The 25,551-nt window shown below is 70.2% G+C and carries 11 protein-coding genes; 8 read left to right on the top strand and 3 right to left on the bottom strand.

The genetic code is table 11. The annotated features are described in order from the left end of the window. Positions 1-13: 13 nt before the first annotated feature. From ACSFA8_RS19065 to ACSFA8_RS19030, 8 genes are all read left to right on the top strand, one after another. Entirely contained in the window at positions 14-640 is a 627-nt protein-coding gene (locus ACSFA8_RS19065; RefSeq protein ID WP_435481045.1) for a hypothetical protein, read from the top strand. Next, positions 637-10,473: a DUF6603 domain-containing protein gene (locus tag ACSFA8_RS19060; protein WP_435481044.1), complete on the top strand. Its 9,837-nt coding sequence runs from the start codon at positions 637-639 to the stop codon at positions 10,471-10,473. Before ACSFA8_RS19065 ends, ACSFA8_RS19060 begins: the two co-directional genes overlap by 4 nt. Further along, entirely contained in the window at positions 10,473-12,515 is a 2,043-nt protein-coding gene (locus ACSFA8_RS19055; protein WP_435481043.1) for a hypothetical protein, read from the top strand. Before ACSFA8_RS19060 ends, ACSFA8_RS19055 begins: the two co-directional genes overlap by 1 nt. After that, positions 12,512-13,540 carry a hypothetical protein gene (locus ACSFA8_RS19050; protein ID WP_435481042.1) on the top strand — a complete coding sequence of 343 codons (1,029 nt, stop codon included), beginning with the start codon at positions 12,512-12,514 and terminating at the stop codon, positions 13,538-13,540. The genes ACSFA8_RS19055 and ACSFA8_RS19050 overlap by 4 nt, the downstream gene beginning before the upstream one ends. Next, positions 13,537-17,553 carry a hypothetical protein gene (locus tag ACSFA8_RS19045; protein ID WP_435481041.1) on the top strand — a complete coding sequence of 1,339 codons (4,017 nt, stop codon included), beginning with the start codon at positions 13,537-13,539 and terminating at the stop codon, positions 17,551-17,553. The genes ACSFA8_RS19050 and ACSFA8_RS19045 overlap by 4 nt, the downstream gene beginning before the upstream one ends. Further along, complete coding sequence (locus tag ACSFA8_RS19040) at positions 17,550-21,140, top strand: hypothetical protein (RefSeq protein WP_435481040.1); 3,591 nt, start codon at positions 17,550-17,552, stop codon at positions 21,138-21,140. Before ACSFA8_RS19045 ends, ACSFA8_RS19040 begins: the two co-directional genes overlap by 4 nt. A gap of 14 nt (positions 21,141-21,154) precedes the next feature. After that, positions 21,155-22,264 (top strand): M12 family metallopeptidase, encoded by a 1,110-nt coding sequence (locus tag ACSFA8_RS19035; protein WP_435481039.1) that lies wholly within the window; start codon positions 21,155-21,157, stop codon positions 22,262-22,264. Between the two features lie 80 nt (positions 22,265-22,344). Continuing rightward, a complete protein-coding gene (locus tag ACSFA8_RS19030) occupies positions 22,345-23,256 on the top strand; it encodes a LysR family transcriptional regulator (protein WP_435481038.1) in 912 nt (303 codons plus the stop codon). 42 nt (positions 23,257-23,298) lie between these two features. Here the strand turns inward: ACSFA8_RS19030 and ACSFA8_RS19025 are convergent, their stop codons facing one another. The 3 genes from ACSFA8_RS19025 to ACSFA8_RS19015 all read right to left on the bottom strand — a co-directional run bounded on the left by ACSFA8_RS19025 (position 23,299) and on the right by ACSFA8_RS19015 (position 25,430). Continuing rightward, positions 23,299-24,198 carry an amino acid ABC transporter substrate-binding protein gene (locus ACSFA8_RS19025; RefSeq protein WP_435481037.1) on the bottom strand — a complete coding sequence of 300 codons (900 nt, stop codon included), beginning with the start codon at positions 24,196-24,198 and terminating at the stop codon, positions 23,299-23,301. A gap of 10 nt (positions 24,199-24,208) precedes the next feature. Further along, positions 24,209-24,595: a VOC family protein gene (locus ACSFA8_RS19020; protein WP_435481097.1), complete on the bottom strand. Its 387-nt coding sequence runs from the start codon at positions 24,593-24,595 to the stop codon at positions 24,209-24,211. A gap of 250 nt (positions 24,596-24,845) precedes the next feature. Then, positions 24,846-25,430 carry a flavin reductase family protein gene (locus tag ACSFA8_RS19015; protein WP_435481096.1) on the bottom strand — a complete coding sequence of 195 codons (585 nt, stop codon included), beginning with the start codon at positions 25,428-25,430 and terminating at the stop codon, positions 24,846-24,848. Between the last annotated feature and the right edge of the window lie 121 nt (positions 25,431-25,551).

Raw genomic sequence — 25,551 nt, 5'->3', positions numbered from 1 at the left:
AGGGTTCCGAACCATGACGGATGGTGTTGCGCCAGAGTATTTGCGTTTCGTCGCGGCCGAGCGCCGCGCCGACCGGCTTGCGGCAGCGCCGAAGTCGATGGCCGAAGGCGAAATCTTCAAACCGGTTTCGCTCGAGGACAAGCAGGCCTCCGAGTTCTTTCGGGTCGCGGTGCGGCGCGCGGGCGGCCTGTACCGCCCCAGCAAACGCACCGAGGTGGTCTGGGTCGAAGGCGAGAACGAACTCGCAGTAAGCCTGACCGGGCCGCAGGTGCAACTCGCGGACGGGCTGATCCGCGTCACCCTGCCGGTGCGCTGCGACCAGACCGGCGACGCCGTGATCGAGGTGGTGTTCGCCGTCGGATCCGACAAGGAGCCCTCCGGCCTCTACGCCTCCACCTACCGCCGCCCCAACGGCCCGGCGCTGATCGTCGAGACATGGGGTGAAGCGCTGGTCGCCTTGGCCTGGCAGGGCGTGGTGGGCATGGTGAGCGGCATCGCCGGCGCGCTGGGCAAGGACGCGCGCGGCAACGTGCTGGTGCCGGTCGAGCTCACCGCGTCGAAGCGCGGCCTGCAGATCGTGCCGATGGCGCGGCACCGCTTTGCCGGTGCGAGCGGCTTGAAACTGAGAGTCGCGCCATGAGCTTCGCGAGCGACGACCTCGGCGTGCTCGGCAACCTGGCCAAGGCGCTGGGCGTCTTCACGCCGGAGGGCGAGCCGAACCCGGGCTGGTTCGGCAACCCCGAAGCCTCGCTCAAGACCATGCTGGCCAACCAGGCGCAGCGCGACGCGCTGATCGCCTTCGTCGACGACGCGATGGGCGGCGCCGACCGCACGACCGACCCGCGCGGCGTGGTGTGGCTGCCGATCGTGCACCTCGACGACCCGGATTTGACGATCGCCGTCACGGTCGACGAGTCGCAGCCTGACGGCCTGCACATCGGCATCGGCATCGCGGTGCACACCGCCAACCCGGCCTCGACCAGTTCGCTCGCCGTGCCGCTGTTCCGCACGAAGAAGGGCAACGGTCCGAACGTGACGCCGGCCCAGGCGCTGCTGCTCGGCTCGACCGGCGGACGCATCCGGCTCGCCACCTCGATCACGGTCGATGCCGCAGCGCCGGTGCCAGGCCAGGCGCGGCTGGGCGCGATCGGCATCGACATCGACCTGCCCACCGCCCCGAACGACCCGGTCGACCCGGTGTTCGGGCTCAGCCTCACCGGTTTCCAGTTGCCCGGCGCCACCAGCCCGCGCGACCTCCGCGTCGCGGCCGACGGGCTCGACGAACTCGACGACGCGCTGCTCGACCTGGTGCTCGCGCTGGTCAAGGCGCAGGCCGACAGTGCCGCGGCCGGCTCGGTCATCGCCGCCGTGGGCGGCCTGCTCGGCCTGAAGAGCGGCGACGCGATTCCCGACTTTCCGATCACCGCCCTGCCGACCCAGGGCGTGCAGGCCATCGCCGCCTGGCTGCACGGGCTGATCACCACGCCGGCCAGCCGCAGCGTCTGGATGGGCTACCTCGCCACGCTGCTGGGCGGCGAGCCGCAGGGCGAGGCGGTGGCGTTCCAGCTCGGCGGCGCGCCGGGCCCGACTATCAACCTGACGCTGGGCCTGCGCGTCGACACCGGCCCAAGCGGCAACACCCGGCTGACCCCGACGCTCGGCATCGAACTGGGCGACGCGACGAAACGCGTGGAGGCGCGGGCCGACCTGTTCGAGGTCGACCTCGTCACCGGTGCGGCGAAGGCCCTGCCGCAGTTCGGCTTGTGGGCCGCGGCCGGCCGACCCGTCAACGGACAGCGCGTGCTCGATGTCGCCGGCCCGCCGGTCGCGCGAGCCGACACGCTGCGCATCGGCTTCGCGCTCGATGGCGATCGGCATCTGAACTTCGTGCTAGCCGCCGACGGCGTGGTGCTGGGCGCGCACAACTACCCCACGCTGGATCTGACCTCGCCCGATGCGGTGATGGATGCGGTCGGCAACACCGTCGGCGATGTCGCCGCCCAGTTGCTCGGCAACCTCGGCGGCGCGCTGCCGGCGGTACGCCTGCTGATCGGGCTGGACGCGCCCGCGGGCGTCGCCGCAGTGACGCTGCCGGCCCTCATGGCCGACCCGCTGGCGGCCATTGCCGGCTACTGGCGCGCGCTGGTCGCGGCCGCTGGCAATGCGGCTGCGACCGTGCTGGCCGAACTGCGCAACGCGCTGGCCGATGCGGGCTCCGCAGCCTCGGCCATCCTGGGCACCGGCATCGCGCTCGACCCGTGGCGCGTGCCACTGGTCGGCCCGCTGGCACTCGAGTTCCATGCCGACGGCCCGGTGCTCACCATCGGCCTGGCCGTGGCCACCAGCGTCGACACGCTGGGCCAGCGCTGCACGGTGATCGAGACCCGCATCGCCGCCACGCTCGCCGAAATCGACCTGCAGGCCCGCAGCGCCAGCCTGCTTCCCGGCGTCGAAGGCGTGCTCTCGGCGCGCGAGCGCGGTGTCAACCCGCCGCGCGTCACGCTCGCGCTCGGCAGCGGCACGGCGCTGACGGCACGCGGCGTCGGCCTGCGGCTGGGCTGGACGCCGGCCGGCGGCCTCGCGGCCAGTGTGAGCGCGCCCGACCTGCACCTCGCCACCGGCAATCTGAGCATGCCGATCGCGCTGCCGGTGATCGCCGCCGACGGCAGCGTCACGCTGCCGCCCGCGGCCTGGGATGGCGTCGAGGCGCTGGTCGGCTATCTCGGCGAATTGCTCGGCGGCTTTTTCGGCGACACCGTCGCGGCGCTCGGCTGGACGACCGAGCTGCCCTCGACCGCCGGCATCGCCGACAGCAGCGCACGACTGCGGCTGGCCGACCTGGTCGGCGATCCAGCGCAGGCGCTGCGCGGCTGGCTGCCGCGCCTCGCACTGACCGATGCGGGGCCTGAAGCCCTTGCGCTGCTGGCCGACCTTTTCGCGGGCGCAGGCCCGAACCGCGGCTTCATCGAAGGCAGCGGGCATCCCGACGACCCGTACCGCCTGGCGCTCGCCGACGGGCTGCCGAACCTGGCCGTATGGTTCCCGCCCGCCGGGCTGGAGCCGCGCCTGACGCGTGCACCCGAGCCGCTGCGCAATTGGCGTCCGGGCGACCCGGGGCTCTCGCCCGCCGCGCTCGCGGCCGCCCTGGCGGAGGAGGCGCGCGTGGCCGCCGACGTGCGCGAACTGGTGGAAGCGCGCGACGTCGCCGCCGGCCTCGCCGCACTGGCGCAGCGCTGGGTAGGGGGCGATGGCCGCATCGTGGCGCCCGCCACGCCGCCCACCGGCGTGACGATCGATCTGGCGGGCTTTGCAGCCGGCCAGCTGTTCGGCCAGCTCGACCTGGAAGACCTGACCGGCCGCATCCCGACCACCACGGTCTACGTCGCGCTCGGCAGCACGGCCTGGCCCGATGCACCGGCCGGCCGCCGCATCGACCTCGCCACGCCGCGCCTCGACGCCGCGATGTTCGCCGTGCCCACCGCTGCGGTGGGCGACTGGTTCGTCGCGCTCGGCAGCCGCGCCGATTGCCTGGCCACCGGCAGCGCCACCGACGGCACGCCGGAGCAGGCCGCCCGGCTGGCGCGCGTGCTCGATGCGCTGGCCGGCGTCAGCAACGACATCGCGCTGGTCGCGCTCGACGGCGCCGGGCATGCCGCGCGCCTGGTGGCGCAGGCGCAGGGGGCGGTCACCGATCTGGTCACGCTGGGCACGCCGCTGGCGCCGATCGCGCTGACCGCGCTCACCACCCAGCCGACCGCCGATGCGCTGCGGTTGCTCCACCGTCTGCTGCCGCCCGCGCCGACGGCCGACGAAGAGCCCGACGACGAAGACCTCGCGCTCGGCCGCGGCCTGGTCGGCGCGATGATGGAACTGGTCGACCGGGCCGACCCTGCGGCCGAACTCCGGCCGCCCGCCGTCGCCCCCGCGCCGCCGCGTGCCGGCCTTGCCGTGACCGCCGTGTTCGGCGCTGTGCCGGCAAGCCGGATCGCGCGGGCCCTCACCGCCATCGTCGCGGCGGGCCTGGCGCAGCGCGCACGCAGCCGCGCGGCCACCCCCTTGCCGGAACCCACCGGCGTGCAGGCCGGGCTGCGGCTGGTGCTCGCCCCCACCACCAGCGGCGCCCTGTCGATCAGCGGCAGCGCCCTGCTCACGCTGTTCTCGTTTGACAAGATCACCGCCGGCATCGACACCACCCGCCAGTTGCGCGTGCAGCTGCGCGTTGGCGACCGGCTCGGCTGGCTCAGCGCCACGCCCGAGCTCGAACTGCGCTGCGTGACGGCCGACATCGCGTTGCCGCTCGACGGCGTCAGCACCGGCACGGCCACCGTCACGCTGCACGACGCACGCGTGTTCGGCCAGTCGTGGGAGCGGCTGGTACTCGGCACCGGGCCGGGTGCCGTGCCGCTGCTGCCCGAAGCGCGCGTGCTGCTGGCCACCGCGGTGCAGCGCATCGGTGCCGACGCGGCGGGCATCGCATCGCTGGCGCTCGATTCGCTGCTGTCCGCACTCGGCCTCACCAGCCCCACGGGCGGCCTCGCAGGCGACGCGCTCGACCAGTTGCTGCACGACCCGGGCGGCCTGTTGCGGCAGCGCATGGCAGTGGCCGGCGCCGAATTGTCCGAAGCGGTCGCGGTGCTCCTCGGGCCGCTCGGCGACAGCGTCGACCTGGCCGCACGCGCGGTGCGCGTGCAGGGCGGCGGCAACGCCAGCGGCCGCTTCGGCTGGCATGCCGACCTCACCGCGTCGCCCGCCGGGCTGGGTGGTGAATTGCGCTTTGGCGCCGACACGCCGACCCAGCCTGCCGGCGCGCTCAACCTGGTGCTCGCGCTGCAGCCGCTGCAGGTATCGCTGCAGTGGCACCAGTCCGGCGGCGCGACCGACACCGTGGCGCTCTGGCCGAACCCCGATGCGCAGGCGATCGCCCGCGCGGTGGCGCGCAGCGCGCCCAGTCTCGGCGGCCACGCGGCGCTCGAACTGATGCGCCAGGCCGACGAAGCGGCGCGTCCGGTGATCGACGCCGCACTCGATGCCTTCGGCCTGCTGGCGGGCGCGGCCGGCGACGCGCAGCGCGCGATCCGCCCGCTGGCCGGGCTGCTGGCCGACCCGGCCGGCTGGCTGCGCAGTGCCGGTTCGCTCGGCGCCAACCCGGCGCGCATCCAGGCGCTGTTCGAGGCGTTGCGGCCGTTGCTGGGCGTGGCCGGCGCGGCGGGCTCGCCGCTGGTGCTGGGCAGCGGCATCACGTTCAGCGTTGCACCCGCCGCGGCCGGCGCGCGGCTGGCGCTCGATGTCGACCCCGGAGCCTGGGCGCCGCCGGCCGGCGTGGCAGCACGGCTGGCCGCCGGGTTCGGCGCCAGCCTCACGCTCGGCAGCGCCGGCCCGCCGACCCTGGGCCTGCAACTGCACGTCGGCCTCACCGGCGCTGCTTCGGGCCGGCAAGCCGTGCATGCGCGCCTGGGCACGGGCGGCATCGAAGTCTTCGTGCGCCCTGCCTCCGGCGCCGACATCCCGCTGGTGCCCTTCGCCGGCCTCGGCTCGCTGGCGGCGGCGGCCGAAGCGGCGCTGCCCTTTCTGCTCGACCAGCTCGCCGGCATCAATGGCACGGTCGGGCAACTCGTCGGTACGGTCGGCGACGCGCTGGCATTGCGCAGCGGCGCACCGAAGAAGTTCGACGCAACGGCGTTGCACGACTGGGCGCTCGACCCGACCGGCCAGCTCGTGCTCGCGCTGCCGTCGATCGTATCGACCGGCCTCACGACGATCGCCCCCCTGCTCGACAACTTCATGCCGGCAGGCGTCGCGGCCACCGCGAACGCCAACACGCTGACCGTTGCCATCGGCGGCTTCGCGCTGGCGTGGAGCCCTGCGAGCGGCGCAGTGGCGTTGAGCGGCAACGACATCGTGGTGCCGGGCATCGAGCACATCAGCTTCACTCTCTCGCTGGCGGCGACCGGCATCGAGGAACTCAGCGTCACCGCAGGCCCGGCGCAGATCGATGCGGGCGGCGTCGAACTGCGACCCTTCATCACCATCGTTGCCGGCAACGCCCTGGTGGGCGGCCCGCGCGTGGCGATCGGCATGGCGGTCGACGACACGCACCGCTTCGCGATCCGCTGGCTGCTCGACGCGCACCAGTTCGCGCTGGTCGCGAGCGACGGCCCGGTCGTCAGCGGCCTCGACAGCGTCGACCCGACCAAGGTGGCGCTGCGCATCGTCGAGGTGGTGGCCGACCTGGTGGCCGGCGTGGCCATGGCGCAGCCGGCCGTGACGCAGCTGCTCGACACCCCCGTGGGCGCCACCAACGTGCGCAACATGATGCGCGGCGTGGTGCTGCGCGACCAGGCCAACCCGACGCAACTGGTCAACGGCATGTTCGACCCGACCACCCTGCTGGCGCGCATCCACAAGCTGTTCGGCAACATCGCCGGCGCCGGCATCGCGATCACCATCGACGGCTTCACGGTCTCGTTCACCAAGTCCGGCGGCACGATCGGCCTGCAGGCCGGGCTGGCGAAGCGCTTCCCGCTGGTCAACGGCAACGTGATGCTGTGGCTGGAGAACGATGACGCGTGGATCGAAAACAACCCGCCCGGCAACGGCGGCCTGTTCGTCGGCTTCCTGCCCGACACGCTGCCGCTGCGCTTCACGCCGAGCCTCACGGTCAACGGCGTAGGCCTGCGCATCGGCAAGAACTCGGGCCCGCTGCTCGACGCCGGCATCACGCTCGAATCGATCGCGCTGCATGCGTTCGCAAAGATCGACGGCGGCGGCGCGCGCAGCGGCGGCGTGCAGCTGCAGTTCTCTAACCTGGCGGTGTCGGCCGGCGGCGCCAAGGGCGACAATGGCATCGCGCAGGGCATCATGCGCGACACCGGCCCGAAGCCGCCGCAACCGGCCTTCTCGCCTGCGCTCGCAATTCAGAAGCATGACAACCAGCCGGTGCACGTGACGCTGCGCGCGGGCGACGGCGACGGGCCGTGGTGGATCGCGATCCAGAAAGGTTTCGGCCCGCTCTACCTCGAGCAGATCGGCTTCGGCGCGACCATGCCGGCCGGCCGCGTCGAGCGCGTCTCGCTGCTGATGGACGGTTCGGTGTCGATGTTCGGCCTGACCTGCGCGGTCGACGACCTGCAGATCACCTACCTCACGACCAACGGCGACTTCTTCAACCCCAACAACTGGGCGGTCGACCTGGCGGGCCTGGCGGTGTCGGCCAACATGGCCGGCGTGTCGATCGCGGGCGGCCTGCTCAAGCAGCAGACGCCCGTGGGCATCGAGTACCTCGGCATGCTGCTGGGCCGCTTCGGCGTCTACGGCATCACGATCTTTGGCGGCTACGGTGAAGGCACCGTCGCCGGCCAGAAGTTCACCGCCTTCTTCGCGGTCGGCGCGGTCAACGGGCCGATCGGCGGGCCGCCCGCGTTCTTCCTCACGGGCATTGGCGGCGGCTTTGGCATCAACCGCAAGCTGGTGGTGCCGACCGACCTCTCGCGCTTTGGCGACTACCCGCTGATCCAGGCGCTCGACATCGCCGCGCAGCCGCAGGATCCGATGACGCAGCTGCGCAAGCTGGGCGATTACTTCCCGATGGAGAAGGGCACCTTCTGGTTCGCCGCAGGCCTGTCGTTCAACAGCTTCGCGCTGGTCGACGGCATCGCGGTCGTGGCGGTGGAGATCGGCGACGGGCTCGACATCAACCTGCTGGGCCTGGCCCGCATGGCGCTGCCGCGGCCGCAGGTGGCGCTGGTGTCGATCGAACTGGCGCTGATGGTGCGCTTCTCGAGCAGCGAAGGCGTGTTGTGGGTGCAGGGCCAGCTCACCGACAACTCGTGGCTGCTGTACCCGGACATCAAGCTCACCGGCGGCTTCGCCTACGTGATCTGGTTCAAGGGCGAGCACAAGGGCGAATTCGTGCTGACGCTCGGCGGCTACCACCCGGACTTCCACCGGGACGGCTATCCGCAGGTGCCGCGGCTCGGCATGCGCTGGAGCGTCAGCGACAACATCGTCATCAAGTCCGGCAGCTACTTCGCGCTGACCTCCGAGGCGTTGATGGCCGGCGGCGATTTCGAAGCCTCGGCCAGCTTCGGCCCGGCCTGGGCCGAGGTGAAGTTCGGCGCCAACGGCATCGTCTACTTCGACCCGTTCCACTACGACGTCGACGCCTATGCGCGCATCGCCGCGGGCGTAACGATCGACACCTGGATCTTCGGCGAGGTCACCATCTCGATCAGCATCGGCGCGCGGATCGAGGTGACCGGCCCCGACTTCCACGGCAAGGCCACGTTCGAAGTCGGGCCGATCGAGCTCACCGTCGAGTTCGGCGGCTCCGACCAGGCCCAGAAGCAGCCGCTGTCGGCCCCGGCCTTTATCGACAAGTACCTCGAGGCCGGCGACGGCGGCGCGCTGGCGCATGCGCTCATGACCTCGTTCGGCACGCTGCCGGCCAAGGGCGAGGATTCGACACCCGACGGCTCCGCCGCGCGGCCGCTTGTGGTGGTGGTCGAGTTCGGCCTGACCTTTACCAGCACGGTGCCGGCCACCAGCGTCACGCGGGTGCAGGCCGCCGCCGGTGCGACCACGCCGCATGCGGCCAGCCGCGCGCTCGGCGTGGCGCCGATGGATGCGCAGAACCTGCAGCCGGTCATCCAGCTCACCTGGAAGCGCGCCGGCGCCACGCAGCCGTTCCCGTTCGTGGCCACGGCGCGGCCGTTCGGCAGCTTCCCGGTCGGCATCTGGGGGCCGCCGCAGGACGCAGACAACCGCAAGGTGCCGAAGGCCGAGATGATCGAGGCGCTCAACGAGCTCGACCTTGTCTCGCGCGCCACGCCGTCCGGCGGCGGGCCGGAAATCCCGTACTACCAGGTGGTCGCGGGCAAGCGCAAGCCGCTGCCCTTCTCGCGCCGCAGCGTCGACGTGAGCCTGCTCAAGAGCCAGGCGCAGGCCGTCGCCGGCCTGATCACCGCACCGGCCACGGTGGCGGCCGCGTTCCAGCAGGCCAGAAGCTTTCTTGCGGCCACGCCGACGGCGATGGCGTCGTTGCGCGGCGAGCGCCAGGCACCGCCGCTGCTGGGCACGCTGGCCGAAGGGCTGCAGACCGATCCGGCGACGGTGGCGCCGGCCGTCGGCGCCACGCCCGGCACCAAGGTCTACGACCACTTCGTGGATGCGCCGGTTGCGGTCGGCTTCATGTCGGGCGCCACGGTGGATCTGCGCGTCGCGTCGGCCGTGCGCACCACGGTCAAGGGCTCGGCCAAGGCCTGGCGCGTGGCGCCGCCGAGCTTCGCCTCGGTCGAAGCCGAACGCAGCCGTTCGATCGCGGCGCGGCTGGTGCTCGCCGAGCCGCAGGCGGTGCGCACCGACAAGGTCAAGACGGTGATCGGCGCAGTCGCTGTGCCGGTCACGGCGATCGGGCATGCGGCGCCGGCCGTGGTGGCGCGCAGCGGCGCTTCCACCGCGTTGCTCGGCGACTTCACGGCGGCGCTGGCGGCCAGCCCGCGCAGCGCGCGCGCGGCCACCGGCCAGCCCGGCGCCAGCCTGCTGCCGGGCCAGACGGTGGTACTGAAGCTGCCCAATGCCAAGGCCGATGCCGCGCTCGGCGGCGAGCGTCCACGCCTGGGCGTAAGCGGTGCACCGGCGCGCGTGGTGTTGCTGGGCCTCGGCGGCAAGCTGCTGGCCGACGCGATGGTCGGCCCCGACGTGTCCGGCAAGCAAGGCAGCATCGAGATCGGCGCCGGCACCGAGCGCATCGTGGCCATCGGCCAGAGCACTCAGGCGGGTGCTGCGATCGAAGCCGGGCTGGCCGGCTGGCATGCGGGCATGCAACTGCCCTACGCCGGCTGGTCGAGCGCGGTGGCGCCGGGCTGCGTGGTGCGTTCGAACGGCGACACGTTGGCGCTGCACCGCGAACGGCTCGATGCGGGCTGGGTCGGCGGTGCCGAACTCGCACGCGGCGTGAGCACCGTCAGCACCACCTTCACGCAGGCGCCCCGCAGCGTGGTCATCGTGCTCGACGACCCGGCAGCGTTCGGCGATGCGGCCGGCGCGCGCCAGTTGCTGATGGGCCTGGACGGCGCCGAGCGCCGGCAGGACGCGGCCGGCGAAGCGCTGGCCCCGGTGCTGCTCGCCATGGAAAACCGCAGCGTGCTGGCCTATGACATCGTGCCCGACGGAAGCGGCCCGGTGGTGGTCACGATCGCCAGCGAAGCGGGCTGGTCGCTGGTCGGCGTGATGGGCTCGTCGCAGCTCGACGCGACCGGCGCCATTGCGGCGATCTCGGCGCGCGGGCTCGACGCAGCGCTGCGCCCCTTTGCCGCGGCGCCGGCCAAGGACGCGCCGGCCAGCCGCCTCGCATGGCTCGGCCCGGTGCGCTCGTCCACCGAGCGCCACCAGGCGCGCGCACTCGCCAGCGGCCGGCCGCTCGCCGCCGTCGGCACCAACCCGCCGAGCAGGCGCAAGAAGGGAGGGCACCGCTGATGCCCAAGACCGGACATTTCGTGCTGCATTCGAACGTCATGCCGCCGCTCACGGCAGGCGCCTATGAACTGGTCAGCGAGCAGACCGGCCTGCCCTTCGCCGTGGCGCCGGAGCACACGCACGTGACGGTGGCCGCGCCGCGATATGTGATGCCGACAGACCAGATCCTGTCGACCTTTCCGCCGGCCAATGCCGAAGGCGCGTTCGGCGACCGCCTGCCGCAGATCGTGCTCAAGCGCCGCACCCTGCCCTGGGAGCGCAACCCCGCGGGGCTGGTGCAGCCCTCCCCCACGCCCTGGCTTGCGCTGGTGGTGGTGGCCGAGGGCGAAGCGCAGCTGTCCACGGCCACGGCGGTGGCGCAATGCGTCACCGCCGGCACCACGCTGCTGGACGCACAGGACAAGGACGTCGACCAGGGCCTCTATCTCGCGGTGACCGAGACGGTGGTGAAGAAGATCTTTCCGTGCCTTGAAGACCTGGCGCTGCTGACGCATGTGCGCGAGGTCGACGTCAACGACACCGAGCTGGCCAACGGCGACGACGACGGCTGGCTCGCCGTGGTGCTGGCCAACCGGTTGCCGGTGTTCGACGCCGCGAAGAACGTGCCGGTGCGCTACATGGCCTGCCTGGTGAACCTCGAAGGCCAGCTTGCCGCGCTGCCGCCGCCGGAGCCGTTCCTGAACCACTTCGAATACGCGCTGGCACAGGACTGGTCGGTACTGGCCGAAATCGACGCCGGCATCGGGCCCGATCCGCGCGTGATGGGCGGTGTCGGCCTCGGCAACGTGGTGCTGCCGGGTGCCAGCGTGCTGGGCGACGCGGCACCCGGCCGGGCGCGAGCGCCGCTCGCGCTGCAGCAGACCGCGCATGCGTCGCCCAAGGTCGGCGTCGCGCTCGATGGCGCGCAGACCATGACGCAGGGCACGGTCGGCAAGCAATGGGCGAATGCGAGCGATGCGGTGAAGGCCGTCGCGCTCGACCCCGATGCGAAGAAGCTGGTGCGCGACACGATGGGACGCGGCTTCCGCTTTCCGATCGAAACCTTCGCGATCGAAAAGGTGCTGCGCTTCCCGGTGCTCGCGCACTGGTCGTTCACCACCAACGAAGGCGCCACCTTCGAAACCCTGATGCAGGATCTGGACGTCGGCCTGCTCGGCACGGTGCCCGAACCCGCGTCGGCCAATGCCGCACCCGCCGCCGGGCCCGGGCCGGAAGTGGTGCAGACCGGGCACATCGGCCTCGGCCACCGCACGCGGCGCGGCGACCCGGTGCGCGCCTGGTACCGCGGGCCCTGCGTGCCCTTCCCCACCACACGCGACGCGGCGGCCGGAAGCGGCCTGCCGCCGCTCGCGCATTCGGCCGATCAGCTGCGCCGCATCGTGCCCGACGGCCGCGAGGATCTCGCGCTCGCCGCCGCCTTCGAGATCGGCCGGCTGCTCGGCCTGTCGCAACTCTCCGTGGTGTCGGCGCTGATGCGTTTTCGCAGTGAACAGTTCGGAGCCGGGCGCGTGCGCGAGCTGCTGATGCAGGCACTGCCCTACGCGATGCCGGAACCGTCGGGCGTGCGCATCGACCTCGGCCGCTTCGTCGCGCTCGAGGCGATCGGCGAGATGGTGAAGAACCCCGACAAGATCATCGGCCCGCGCCGGCCGATCGCCGACCCGGGCCGCGAGATCGCGGTGAAGGGCGAGCTCGATGTGCTGATCGCGGCCGGGCTCGGCATCGATCTGGAAGTGATCCGCAAGACCGGCGACCAGATCGGCCTGCTCGCGGCCATCGCGCAGGCGCGCGCACCGGTGGCCAGCGAAGACGGCGGCATCCGCTTCGACACCAAGGCCGTGGCCGGCCTGCGCAACGCGTTGCGCAGCGAACTCGACCATGCACTCGGCGTCGCGATGCCGCCGAAGGTGGCCGCGCCGCCGGTGCGGGCCGGCGCGCGCGCCGCGGCGGCCGCGCGGGCGGCGCCGCCGCCCGATGCGCTCGATGCATTGATCGCCGGCGCCGAGGCGCAGGCCGACAGCGAAGAGGAGGACGCGCCATGAAAAACTTCATGAATGCCGCCATCGCGCTCGACGCGGCCAAGGCCGCCTCGATGAACTACGCGGGCATCGTCACCGACCACGACCCGGCCGACGGCGACCACGTGGTGCCGGGCGAGCTGCGCCGCTTCCTGGCGCGGCTGCGCCTGCTGCACGGCGTGCCCTTCAGCTACCTGGTGCCCGACGCCGACCTGCTGCCGATCGAGTCGATCCGCTTCTTCTACATCGACCGCGCGTGGACCGACGCACTGGTGCAGGGTGCGTTGAGCGTCGGCACCATCAGCAGCGCCGACCGCGCCCAACTGGAGGCCGTGTACCCGCACATCCGCGACGACGTCGACGAGACCGAACGCACGGTTCGCACGCCGCGCGGCGAGAAGCGGCTGGCGGATGCGGGCGGCACCATCACCGGCTTCATCCTGCGCTCGCGCGCGGTCTCGGGCTGGCCCAACCTGCACGTGCGCGCCTATTCGCGCGACCTGCTGAAGGACGACGAGCTCACCACCGTGGCCGAGTCCGACCCCGACCGCATGAAGGTGCTGCGCATGGAGCGCCTGGCGCCCGCGGTGCTGCTGGTGCTGTTCGACGGCGTGCCGGCCGTGGTGCACATCGAGGAGCCGCGCCAGGGCATCCAGTTCGGCGTGCGCTTCGACACCGACGCGCCGCCCGCCCAGCGCAGCGCCAAGGTGCAGATGCGCGACAACGCCAACGGCAACCCGGTGCCGCCGGAAAGCGACATTACCGCCGCCAACTCGGTCGACGTGCCGTTCCGCCGCAATGCACCGGGCGTGATCAACCTGGCCGAGTTGCGCAAGCGTCTCGCCGCCAGGGCGCCGAATGCCAACGGCGCGCTGGAGCCGAACGAGTACGCGCTGCAGATGCTGCGGTTTCCCTACCGGCAGGTGTTCGGCGACCCGAAGGATCTGGAAGGCAAGAAGTTCTACGGGCTCGACCAGTTCAAGGCGACCGTCTCGCTGGTCGCGTGGAAGAGCACCGTGGCCGCGAAAGTGAACGGGGTGAACCCATGATCGATCGCGTCAAGCTCGATGCCGGCACCGTGCGCGAACTCACGCGCGGCAAGCGCTTTCTGGCCGCCGACCGCGCGCAGCTCGACGTGCGCGAAATCTCCACCTGGGACAAATACCTGCTGCGCGAGCACCGCCTGCTGGTGCCGATGGACGTGCAGGCGCTCTACGTCGAGAAGGGCACCACCGAAAAGATGGTGCGGCTGCCGATGCTGCTGGCCGGCGCCAACGGTGTGGGCGTGAGCAACCCCGAAGACGGCATGCCCGACCCGTTCACCGAAGGCACGCCGCGCGCACCCGGCGTCCACCTGCACTGGGCCATGCCCGATGCGCTGCTGCGCGGCAGCTTCGACCGGCGCGCCGACGGCAGCGCCAACCGGCTCGCGCTGCCAGTGCTGCCGGACCGCTGGGTGGTACTGCGCATCGTGCTGCCGCGCGGCGGCACCGACGCGGTGCTGACCGGCTGGGTGCTCGAAGCCGACCGCGCGATCGCACTGCCGCTCGGCAGCTGGACGGAAGGCAGCCACCCGGGCGCCGTGCCGCTCGGCGTGGCGCTCGAGAAGGATCAGCTCACCGGCACCGTTGGCGGCGCGGTGAGCTGGGCGGCGGTGTACGACGCGGTGCAGAACCGCTTTGCCTTTCACGATCCGCTGGACGACATCGTCACGCTCGCGCCCGGCGGGGTCGACGAAGACTGCGCGGCCTACGTCGTGTCCGGCTGGTGGAGCGACCCGGCACGAGACCCGCTCGATGCGGCGCGCAGCAAGGGCAGCCTGCACGAATTGCTCGACCGCATGCGCTGGCGTTTGCTGGCCGAATGGGGCGACGAGCAGTGGGCCCTGCAGCAGGAGCGCGCGCAGTTCGAGTTGCGCCGCGCCTTGGGCCTGACGACCGAGGAGCGCTGGTCGAGCAAGCGCCCGGTGCAGGCCGCCGCGGTCAAGCGCACCGGCGTGGCAGCAGCCGCCGCGGCGGCGGCCGCACCGGCGCAGCCGCACGTGCCGATCGACAAGACCTTCATGGAGCAGCAGACGCTGACGGCGGCCTCCACCTTCGCGAGCGATGCGGCGAAGCGTTTCGTGGCACCGGCCTGGCAGCTGCGCTCTTCCCTGCTGCACGGCGCGATCTACGGCGTGCCGGTGGCCGGCAAGGCGCCGGTCGACCGGCGCCCGGACGCGGCGCAACTGCGCGTGGCGCTCGGCCAGCACGACGACGACCTGCTCGCTGCCCTGGCCGCCGTGCCACAGGCCACGGCGGAACAGCGCCGCACCTCCGAACGGCTGCTGGCCGCCTTCACCGCGCAGAAGGTGAACCGGCTGGCCTCGGCCGACGGGCTGGTGGAACTGGAAGAGCACGAGCACGCCGCCGCGTTCTCGTCGTTGCCGGCCGGGTCGGCGGGCAACGACCGCTACCTGCAGCGCGTGCAGACCGGCGGCGCCGGCGGGCTCAAGGTCGGCAAGCACCGCGACGCGGCTGTGGCGTCGGCCGGGTCGAAGCGATCCTTCGACGGCGCGCCGCAAGCCACCAAGGGCGCGAGCGGCACCACGTTGTTCGCAAGCAAGGGCAAGCCCACGCTGGTCAAGGCCACTGCGGCGATGGTGAACGACGTGGCGCGTTCGCGCGTGGGCGAGGTGCTGGCACCGACCGAGGCGCGCGTGGTGAACCGCCCGGCCGCGCGCTTCACCTTCGCCGACGAGCCGATGGTGGCGATCCGCGGCGCCGCGCGCAGCCTGCGCCACGGCAACGACGGCCGCGGCTCCGCCGACGGCAAGCTCACCTGCCGCTGGCCGACCCACGTGATCCAGGAGATCAGCGGCGTGATTGCCAAAGACCGCTTCATCCGTTCGCTCGGCAACGGCGCCGTGCCCGGCGAGGTGCTGATGCTGGCGCGCGAGGCGTTGCTGCACGACCCGTACCACGACGACTGGATCGCCGATGCGGTGACGCCGTCCAAAGCAGAGCGCGGCGCGATCTTCAGCCGGCTCAAGGCCGAATCGGTGCTGCGCTTCGGCCACGACGGCACCTATGACGGCGCCACCGTCGCGTTCCATCCCACGCTCGCGAGAACGCCGCAGGCCCGGCGCCGGCAGGCCGCTGCCGCGCAGAAGCCGGTCGAGCCCGGCATGCGCCAGCAGCAGACCATGCTCGCCGACGAGGTGCGCAAGTTCTCGCTCTACAAGGGCGTCGACCCCGATCTGGTCGGCGTCACGACCTGGGCCCAGCCGTGGGTGCCGATGTGGCTGGAATGGGAACTCAAGGTCGAAGGGCTCGACCCACCGACGCTGGCGGCCTGGCAACTCGGCGCGATCGATCTCGAATCAGCGGGCACCGTGTTCGACGGCGACAGCGCCACGCTGCGTGGCCGCGCACAGCTCACCACCGGCGCGGCCGGCACGCTGCACGACGCCATCACCGACTGGCTCAAGCGCGAGGACGCACTCGACGACGCCGGCGCGGGCCTGGTCGACCAGGCCACGGAGGACGCGTTCAGCACGCTCGATGAAGCAGTGCGCAACCTCGACGTGGTGACGGCGGCGCTCGATGGCGTGCGCACCCAGTTGCTCGGCTTCGCCGTAAGCGACGGGCTGCGTCGGCCCGGCGACGGAAGCACCGTCGGCAACCCGGCACCGACCGCGGCGCCGCGCAGCGTGCTGGCCGGCTGCATCCAGCTGGCGCGTGCGCGCCTGCTCGACGTGTTCGGGCGCACGCTCGACGTGCCGGTGGCGACCGTGGCCACGCCGACCCGCAACATCCTGCCGACACGACCGAACGCAATGACCGTCGCGCCGCGGCTGCTCCGGCCTTCGCGCTGGCAGTTCCGGCTGGTAGACGCATCGACCACTGTGGGCACCGAAGGCGTGGAGGCGCGCATCGACCAGATCGACACCACGCTGCAGGTGAACCCTGTCGCCGGCTTCGTGATGCCCGACCACCTGGACGAAAGCCTCGAGCTGTTCGGCATCGATGGCGCGCCGATCGGCGAGCTGCTGCACGAACCGGTCAGCGGCGGCGTGATGTGGGAGATCGCCGCGGGCCGCGAAGGCCCGGCCGATTCGGGGCCGCTGTACGGCCTTGCGCCCGCGCAGCAGGCGCTCGGGCGCTTCGCCGCAGGGCTGGTCGCCGCCGATGCGGCCGGACGCGGCGGCGCGCCGCTCGAACCCGATGCCGGCCCGGAGTCGGCCCTGTCGGCACTGCTGCGCGCGATCGACACCACGCTCTGGACGGTCGACACCTTCGCGGCCCTCGGCAGCGAACACGTCGCCGGGCTGGTGGGCCGGCCGGTCGCGGTGGTGCGGGCCCAGCTGCGGCTCGAACTCAAGCCGCCCGACGACATCGACCTGTCCGACCCGCAGCGGGCGCAGGAATGGGCCGATGCCGAGCGCGGCGCCGCGCGCCATGCGTTCCCGGTGCGCATCGGCGAACTGACGCGCAGCGACGACGGCGTGCTCGGCTTCTTCGTCGACGACGACTATGCGCACTTCCGGCTGGTCGACAAGGCGATTGCCGGCAGCGCCACCGAGAGCGGGCGCAGCCGCGGCCAGCTCGGCCTGTACGCGAGCGTCACCGGCATGCCGCCGAAGGCCTCGATCACCCATCCGTACATTGCCGGCAGCGACGATGCCGACACGCTGCTGCTGCACATCGGCCAGACCGTGACGCTGACGATTTTCATGCACCCGGCCGGCAAGGCCTCGCTGACGTCGGGCCTGCTGCCGCGCAAGGCGCTCGCGCTGGCACGCGACTGGGTCGGCCCGGGGCTGGCGGCGATTGCGCCGTCGCTGCGCACAGGGCCCGTGCTGGTGGAAACCGACCTCGACACCGAAGGCCAGGTGCGCCTGCCCAAGGTGTCGGTGTTCGGCAAGAACCAGAACTTCCTGTGGCGCGACACCCCGGCCACCTGGCGCACCGACGCGATCCTGGCCGCCACGCAGACCGCGCTGCTGCCGAACACGCCGGCCGAGCTGCGCGAGGGCTGGATTCGCGTGGCGCCCGACAAACCCGGAGGGGCCGCACCATGAGCCGCTACGACTGGCCGGTCGCGCCGGCGGGACAACGGGACGAGGGTGAAGGCGATGACCCGGCCGGCCGTGCGCGCTTCAACGCACGTCGACGCAACGGGCTCGACCTCGACACCGCGCTGCGCACCAGCCGCGCCACCGCACCGCCGCCGGTGCGCCGCCCCGCGGGCGCTGCGCCCGGGCCTTTCGCGCCCGCCAGTGGCCGCCAGCACCTGTGGCAGCAACTCGGCCCGGCCACCGTGCTGGGCGGGCAGGCCGAAGGCAACCCGCGCGTGAGTGGGCGCGTCAACGCGCTCTGCGTGCACGAAGCCGGCCTGCGCCTCTATGCCGCTTCGGCCAACGGCGGCGTCTGGTACTCGAAGGACGGCGGCGCCAGCTGGGTCTCGGTCGCCGGCCTCGCATCGACCAACACGGCCGGCATCCTGCGGCCGGCGCAGCGCAACGCCTGTGGCGCGCTGCATGTCGAATTCGGCACCGCCGAGGGCGACGACCTGGTGTTTCTCGGTACCGGCGAAGTCAGCAGCGAGATGACCGCCGAGCCCGGCGATTCCGAAGGCGGCGTCGGCATCCTGGTGGGCGACAAGCCGGTGAAATCGGTTGCCCCCGACCCGTGGGTCCGCGAAGCGCCCAACCTCGTCAACAACGGCATCTACAGCATCGTGCGCGAGCCCAGCGGCAGCATCGTGCTCGCAGCCACGCTCACCGGCCTGTACCAGCGCCCGGCGGCACCCGGCGCGAACATCAACTGGGAGCGCCCGGCTTCCGCGCCCTTCGATGCGCTGGACACCGCCTGCACCGACCTGCTGTGGACGCCGGCAAACGGCGCCAGCCCGGCGCGTTGCTGGGTGTGGGTGAAGGACGGCACGAAGGTCGGCCTGTGGGTGCGCGATGCGGTCGCGGACGAATTCAAGCCGGTGGAGGTCGATGCCGCATCGCCCTTTTTCTACACCGACGGCCGGGCCAGCCTGGCCGCCGCCACGCCGCCGACGCAGGTGTGGGTGCTCGGCGACCAGGGCGATGTCGGCACCGCCGCGCTGTTCCGCGTGACCAATCCGGCCGCCGGAACGCCGCCCGTCGCGCATGGCGTGGTCGGCGTGCCCGACGTGCTGCGCGACCAGGGCTTCTACGACATTGCCATTGCCGTCGACCCCGCCAACGCCAACCGCGTGGCGCTGGCCGGCAGCTACCTGGAGGACTTCACCCTCGACGGCACGCAGGTGCAATACAACGCCTCCATCGTGGTCGCCGAAGTCGCGCCCGACCCTGGCAACGCGGGCGTGCTGACCTATGGCCTCGCTGCGACGCCCTACACGATGATCGGCGTGGGCGTGCACCCGGACGTGCATGCGCTGGCGTACAGCAACGGCGGCGCGCGGCTGTGGACGGGCTGCGACGGCGGCGTCTTCCGGTCCGACCGGCCCACGCGGCCGGCCGGCTTCTACGCCTGCAACCGGGGACTGTCGATCAGCGAGTCGAACTACGTCGCGGGCCATCCACGCTGCGAAGGCCACCTCATCGCCGGGCTGCAGGACAACGGCGTGGTGACGCGCGTGTCCAGCGGGGTGTGGAAGATGAAGTTCATGGGCGACGGCGGCGGTGTGGTCATGGACGCCGCCAGCCCCGACCACTCGATGTCGCAGTACGTGCAGGGCAACTGGAACGTCGATGCAACCGGTGGCACCGGCCCCCTGATCCGTGCCGGCACGCTGGTGAAAGCCGAGAGCGACATTGCGGCTTTCTACTCCATGCCGGCGTGCATCGCCCATGTGCGCGCCTCGCCGCCGGCCATCACGCCCGGCTTCAGCCAGACGCTGATCGGCACCCGCCGCCTCTGGTATTCCGACGACTTCGGCGTCAGCTGGGTGACGCTGCCGACCGCCACCGACCCGCTGCCCGGCAACACGGCGCAAGACGGCATCGGCCAGCCCATCACCGTCTGCCGCTGGCAAAGCCCCGACGTGGCCTGGGTGCTGTGCAACCAGCGGCTGCGGCGCTACGAGCGCACGGCGGGCTCGCACAACGCCGGTGGTCCCGGAACCTGGACTTCCCGGGATGTCATGCCGGCCGGCTACTCCCCCAGCGGCAAGGTCAAGAAGCGCCCGCCGGCCCCGCCGTCGCTGCTCGACGCCGCGGTGTGGACGGACATCGCGGTCAACCTGGACGCACCGCCCGCTGCAGGCGACCCGCCGGCGCAGCGCGGCACGCTCGGTGCGCTCTACGTCGGCACCATCGGCAACGCAAGCATCGCCAATGCAGACACGCTGTGGTGGTTCGACGGCACCGACAAGTGGCACCCGACTGGCCTGCGCATGGATCCGAACGGCGTGCCGGCCCCGGTGCTTTCGATCGCCTGCAATCCGGACTTTGCGTCGGAGGTCTGGGTCGGCACCACAGTGGGTGTGTGGCGCGGCGTGCGCACCGACCACGGCGCCAACGCCCCGACCTGGGCGTGGGCCCAGAAGGTCAACGGCCTGCCCGAGGCGGCGGTGGAAGACCTGGCGATCTTCAGCGACAACGGCCTGGTGCTGCTGCGCGCGGCCATCGCGTCGCGCGGTGTGTGGGAACTGCGGCTCGACGTGGCCGACGTGCAGGATCTCACCTATGTGCGCGCGCACGACGACGACCTGCGCCACCGCCCGCGCGCCATCGAAAAACAGCGCGACCTCACCACCGACCGATCCTGGCATGGCAGCCCCGACGTGCGGCCGCGGCGGGCACCGGCCGCCGTGGCCGCGCCCATCTCGCTACCCTGGCGGCGCGGCACCTTCCCCGGAACCACGGAGCCATTGCGGCGCTTCCAGGCGGCGCTGCGTTCCAGTACCAAGGATCCGCGCATCTTCGCCAACGGCGTCTGGGACGCGTACTTCAGCGAAGTGCTGCGCGACCACGCCGTGCCCACCGTGACCGTCGCGGCGGTGCCGTCGGCGACGCCGGAGTTCCGGCTCGTGCAGATCACCAAGGCGTTCTGGAACCTGCACATGAAGCCGCCGCACGCCACCGCCGAGGCCTGGGACACCGTGGTGCCGACCGAAGACGACCTGCTCGAACTGACGCCGGAGCTGCGCGAAGGCGAGCTCGCCCGGACGTCGTGCACGCTCAAGCGCGGGCCGGCGAAAGTCGACATCGTCGTGCACCACCGCGGGCTCGATGCGCGCGACGGCGGCGACGTACGCGTGACGCTGCTGAAGTGGATCGATCCCAAGACCAAGAACCGCGCCAAACCGGACAACCCGGCAACCTGGTTCAGCGGTCCGGTGCCGTGGACGGCCGCGGTGAACGAGGTGCTCAATTCGGCCACTGGCAGCACCGCGCAGGCCTTCGGCGCGGGCTGGAGTTTCGTGGGCACCACCAACGCCACGCGCCGCGTGGCCCTGGGCGGCCAGACGCTCGACCCGCTGCACGCGGGCGTAGCCAGTTTCGACCTCAACCTCGGCGGCCTGAAGAACAACACGGTGGTGCTGCTGGTTGCGGTGATCCGCGCCGGTGCAGGCATCGCCAGCGACATCGCACTGGCGCCAGCCACCCTGCAGGAACTGGCCCTCACCCGACCCGAAGTGGCGGTGCGTTCGGTTTGTGTCACCACCTGAAACCAGGAGCCACCATGCCCACCCTCAAGAAGATCTGCTCACCCTACCCGCCCGCATTGAGCCGGCGCGCCGAGGCATCGGCGCTGTCGAGCGACCAGGCGGCCACCGACGAGCGTGTCGACAACGTCCGCATCCTGCCGCTCGGCGGGCCCGGCCTGCGCGGCAGCGGCATGATGAGGCCGCGTGCCGCGGTGGAGCGCATGAAGCTGTGGGACAACGGCCGGCACCTGCGGGTGAAGTTTCTCGATGGCCTGGCCGACGTGCAGGGCAAGGTCGAGGCGATTGCCAAGGAGTGGGAGGCCATCGCCAACCTGCACCTGGATTTCGTGGCAAACGGCACCTCGGAAATCCGCATCAGCTTTGCCGAGCAGGGCTTTTCGTGGTCCACCGTCGGCACCGACGCGCTCACGGTGCCGGCGCGCCAGGCGACCATGAACTACGGCTGGCTCGAGCCCACCACTTCGCTGCGCGAATACCAGCGCGTGGTGCGCCACGAGTTCGGCCATGCGCTCGGCATGATCCACGAGCACCAGAACCCTGCGGCGCAAGGGCAGATTCCGTGGGACAAGGAGAAGGTCTATGCGCACTACGCGCAGCAGGGCTGGACGCGCGACGACGTCGACTTCAACCTCTTCGCGCTTTACGCAGAAGACAGCACCAACTACACCGCATTCGACCCGACCTCGATCATGGAGTACGCCATTCCGGACTCGCTGACGATCGGCTCGTATGCGATCGGCTGGAACACCACCTTCTCGCCCACCGACATCGAGTTCATGCGCCGCCAGTACCCCAAGGGTGCACCGAGCATGGTCGAACTGGTGGTGGGCGCCGCGCGCACCGAGGCGGACTTGTCGACCGGTGGCGAGGTCGACACCTACCACTTCGACGTGGCAACGACGGCCACGCACATCATGACCACCGAGGGGCCGAGCGACACGGTTCTGACGCTGCACGGCCCGAACGACCCCGGCGCCGTGCTGGCCTGGGACGACGATCGCGGCAAGGGCCTCAACGCGCGCATCGTGCGCAAGCTGTATGCGGGCTCGTACTGGCTGTCGGTGCGCCACAAGAACCCGCAGGGCGCGGGCAGCTACAGCATCGGGGTCAAGAAGAGCGGTTAGGGCCCGACGCTTTGAGTGTGCGGTTCGCCGAATAGCGATTAATCGTTGACCTAAGCATCGATAACCGCAATGCTTGGGGCATGATCAGCGAACTCAAAACATTCATTGCGGTCTGTCGCCACGGGACGTTTGCTGCCGCTGGCGAGCGGATTGGCTTGACCCAATCGGCGGTTAGCAGCCAGATCAAACGGCTTGAAGAATCACTGGGGTTCGACCTGTTCAATCGAACGGGGCGGGCCGCCACGCTGAATGCGGCTGGAGAGACGACGCTCGCCCGAGCGGAGGAAATCTGCGCCCTCTATGCCAAGCTGGGTGATTTGCCGAATGATGGGTCGACCCGAGGGCTGCTGCGCATCGGATCCATCGCGTCGGCACAGCCGACGTTGCTCGCACGTGCTCTCGAAATGATGCGAAAGAGCTTTCCGCTCGTTCGCATTCATGTGACGCCCGGGGTATCGATGCGGCTGATGGATGAGCTCGACGCCGGCAGGATCGATGCGGCGTTGATCATCCGGCCGCCGTTTGGCGTCTTGCCGGATTTGACGTGGCAGGCCTTGGTGCATGAGCCCTACGTGCTCATCGCACCGGCGAAATTGCCGGGAAAAGACTGGCGCACGCTCATTCAGGAGCAACCTTTTTTGCGCTACGACCGCGCGTCATTTGGAGGGCGCATGGTTGAGCGGTTCCTGCGCAAGGAGGGGCTCAATGTCAATGAGTCAATTGAGCTCGACGAGATCTCCGGCCTGATCCACATGACCTCCAAAGGGCTTGGCGTTGCGCTAGTGCCTTTGGTCGAAGCCCACCTTCCACTTCCAGCAAATGTGCGCCGCATTTCTTTGGGCGAACTTACCTTCTATCGCGAGATCGGCTTGCTGCAGCGCAAGCCCCGCTCGACCCCGCCCATCGTCGCGCAGTTCGCACAATTCCTTCGAGAGGCGGCCGAGATCGATGCCCCGGCGGCGCCGAGCAGAAGCAAGCCATCCAGGAAATGACGGCGTCTCCAACCGGCCCATATCTCTGGAGGGCACGGATGCTCAACGCAGCTCGTATTCTTCCATCGGCTTGTCGTTAGGGTTCGCCCAAGCTGCCTTGGTCATCTCGGTCGCTGGCAACCCCACGATGGCGTTTTGCGGCGGGATTGGCTTCAGAAACCACTTGTCGTAGATGCGCGCGACCTCGCCACTTTTGGCCAGCGTCACAATGCTTTGGTCGACAACCTTTTTGAATGCCGGATCGCCCTTGGGCAACATGATCGCAATCGGCTCGACGCTCAGAACCTGATCCAGCAACTTGTACTGCGCGGGATCCTTGCTCTTGGAGATCAGAGTGGCAAGGATCTGGCCATCCGCGGCGAAGCCGTCAGCTCGGCCAGTTTCCAGCAACAGAAATCCTTCGCTGTTGTCCTTGGCAAGCACCTCCGAGGCGTCGCTCTTGAGCTTTCTCAGAACCTGGACAGATGTGCTTCCGGTGGTGGCAGCGACAGTCTTGCCCGCGAGCTGTGCAGTCGACTTGATTCCGGAGGCCGACTTGACGGCGATGCGAACGCCCTCGATGTACAGCGTGGGCGCGAAGGCCACGTCCTTCTGGCGTGCGACGTTGTTCGTCGTGGTACCGCATTCGATATCCACCGTGCCGTTCTGAACCAGCGGAATGCGATTCTGGGGCGTCACGAGCTGGTACTTAACATCCAGCTTTTCGAGCTGCGCCGCCTTCTTGATGTCGGCGATGACGCGCTCGCACACTTCGACGTGGAAGCCGGTGTATTTGCCAGGACCAAGCGTGAATGACATGGCCCCGGAAGCATCACGCACACCAACCGTGATGGCGCCCGAATCCTTGATTTTCTTCAGGGTGTCCGTCTGCGCAGCGACTGGACTGACGAGTGTCACAAGCGCCGCAGTCACGCTCGCGGTGACGATGGATTGGATCTTCATGTCGGGCTCCTTATTTTGCGAACAGCGAGCTCAGATCCGCAAAGGACTTCATTTCGATGGCATTGCCCGACGGATCCAGGAAGAACATCGTTGCCTGCTCGCCAGGTTCGCCTTTGAACCGGATGTATGGCTCGATGACAAATTTCGTCTGCTGTGCGACGAGCTTGTCGGCCATGGCTTGCCACTTGTCCATCGGCAAAATCGCACCGAAATGGCGAACCGGCACGTCATGACCGTCGACTGCGCTGCTTGCCTTGTGGCCGCATTCATCGGGCGCCAGATGCGCAACGATCTGGTGACCGTAGAAATCGAAATCGACCCACTCAGGCGCACTCCGGCCTTCCGGGCAACCCAGCAGGTCGCCGTAGAAGGCTCGAGCCTCCGCAATGTCGCGCACAGGAAATGCGAGGTGAAAAGGGATACGGTTGGTGGTTTCAGTCATGGTGCCATCGCGGTTTTGAGTTCAGGATGGCGAGACTTTAAGCAGCAGTGTGCATAACCGAAAGCGATATTTATTTGGTCTGAGCATCGAATTTCGTGAAGCTCGCCGCAGACGGGGAGCGTTCCCAGTCTCCACCCGCCCTCTCGCGTACTTCAATGCGCAGCGGCAGCCAGTGCAGCCATTTTGGGCAGCTCGAGACCGCGCGTCAGGGAGCGCCTTCCTGGACGGGCAGCGCGTCGCCGATGGCATAGAAATGCCCTCCAGCGATGTAGTGAAGGCTACGCCACGCCGGATCGGCGCGCTCGAATTCCCAGTGCCCGTCGCGGAACACGCGGGTGTCCGACCAGGCGGCCGTTACCTCGCCAATGAACAAGTCATACGTCTGCTGGTTGTGTGGCTCAACCAGGAGCTTGCACAGCAACCAAGCGGAGCAGCCCGCGACGAACGGGAGAGCGTGATCATCCATGCGGAACAAGGAAACGCCAGATTCATGCAGCTTGTTCGGATCGTCCGCCAGACTGCGCGTGCCCACGTCACGAGTGAGCGCCAATTGCGCAACGGTCGGCACTTGAATCACGAAGCTGCCGCTCTGCTCCACGAGTTCTCGCGTCCTGGTGGTCTTGTCGAGCACGACAGTCAACTTCGGAGGAGAAAAATCCAGCGCACAAGCCCACGCGGCGGCCATGACGTTGTCGACGCCCCCGTGCCTTGCAGAGACCAATACCGTCGGGCCATGGTTGATAAGGCGGTGCGCCTTTTCCAGCGCAACGGGGGCAATATGACGGTTCATTCGATTCCTTTCAAGAAGCCGGGCTTTCGGCCGGTCAGCAGCCATTCACGGACTCCGTACGGCGATCACCGTACATCAGGAGCGGCTAGCAGGCGTTGCGAAGGCGGCAACGCCGCGCTCG

The organism is Variovorax nitratireducens, from assembly GCF_051216545.1.
Classification (GTDB): domain Bacteria; phylum Pseudomonadota; class Gammaproteobacteria; order Burkholderiales; family Burkholderiaceae_C; genus Variovorax.
Note: the sequence above shows the minus strand (reverse complement) of the source record. Positions and strands in the feature narration are given on the sequence as shown.

What these genes read in the sequence shown, in the direction of transcription:
- ACSFA8_RS19050 (WP_435481042.1), top strand. Translation starts at nt 12,512, where the DNA reads ATGAAAAACTTCATGAATGCCGCCATCGCGCTCGACGCGGCCAAGGCC.
- ACSFA8_RS19015 (WP_435481096.1), bottom strand. Translation starts at nt 25,430, where the DNA reads ATGAACCGTCATATTGCCCCCGTTGCGCTGGAAAAGGCGCACCGCCTT.
- ACSFA8_RS19045 (WP_435481041.1), top strand. Translation starts at nt 13,537, where the DNA reads ATGATCGATCGCGTCAAGCTCGATGCCGGCACCGTGCGCGAACTCACG.
- ACSFA8_RS19040 (WP_435481040.1), top strand. Translation starts at nt 17,550, where the DNA reads ATGAGCCGCTACGACTGGCCGGTCGCGCCGGCGGGACAACGGGACGAG.
- ACSFA8_RS19030 (WP_435481038.1), top strand. Translation starts at nt 22,345, where the DNA reads ATGATCAGCGAACTCAAAACATTCATTGCGGTCTGTCGCCACGGGACG.
- ACSFA8_RS19065 (WP_435481045.1), top strand. Translation starts at nt 14, where the DNA reads ATGACGGATGGTGTTGCGCCAGAGTATTTGCGTTTCGTCGCGGCCGAG.
- ACSFA8_RS19060 (WP_435481044.1), top strand. Translation starts at nt 637, where the DNA reads ATGAGCTTCGCGAGCGACGACCTCGGCGTGCTCGGCAACCTGGCCAAG.
- ACSFA8_RS19025 (WP_435481037.1), bottom strand. Translation starts at nt 24,198, where the DNA reads ATGAAGATCCAATCCATCGTCACCGCGAGCGTGACTGCGGCGCTTGTG.
- ACSFA8_RS19055 (WP_435481043.1), top strand. Translation starts at nt 10,473, where the DNA reads ATGCCCAAGACCGGACATTTCGTGCTGCATTCGAACGTCATGCCGCCG.
- ACSFA8_RS19035 (WP_435481039.1), top strand. Translation starts at nt 21,155, where the DNA reads ATGCCCACCCTCAAGAAGATCTGCTCACCCTACCCGCCCGCATTGAGC.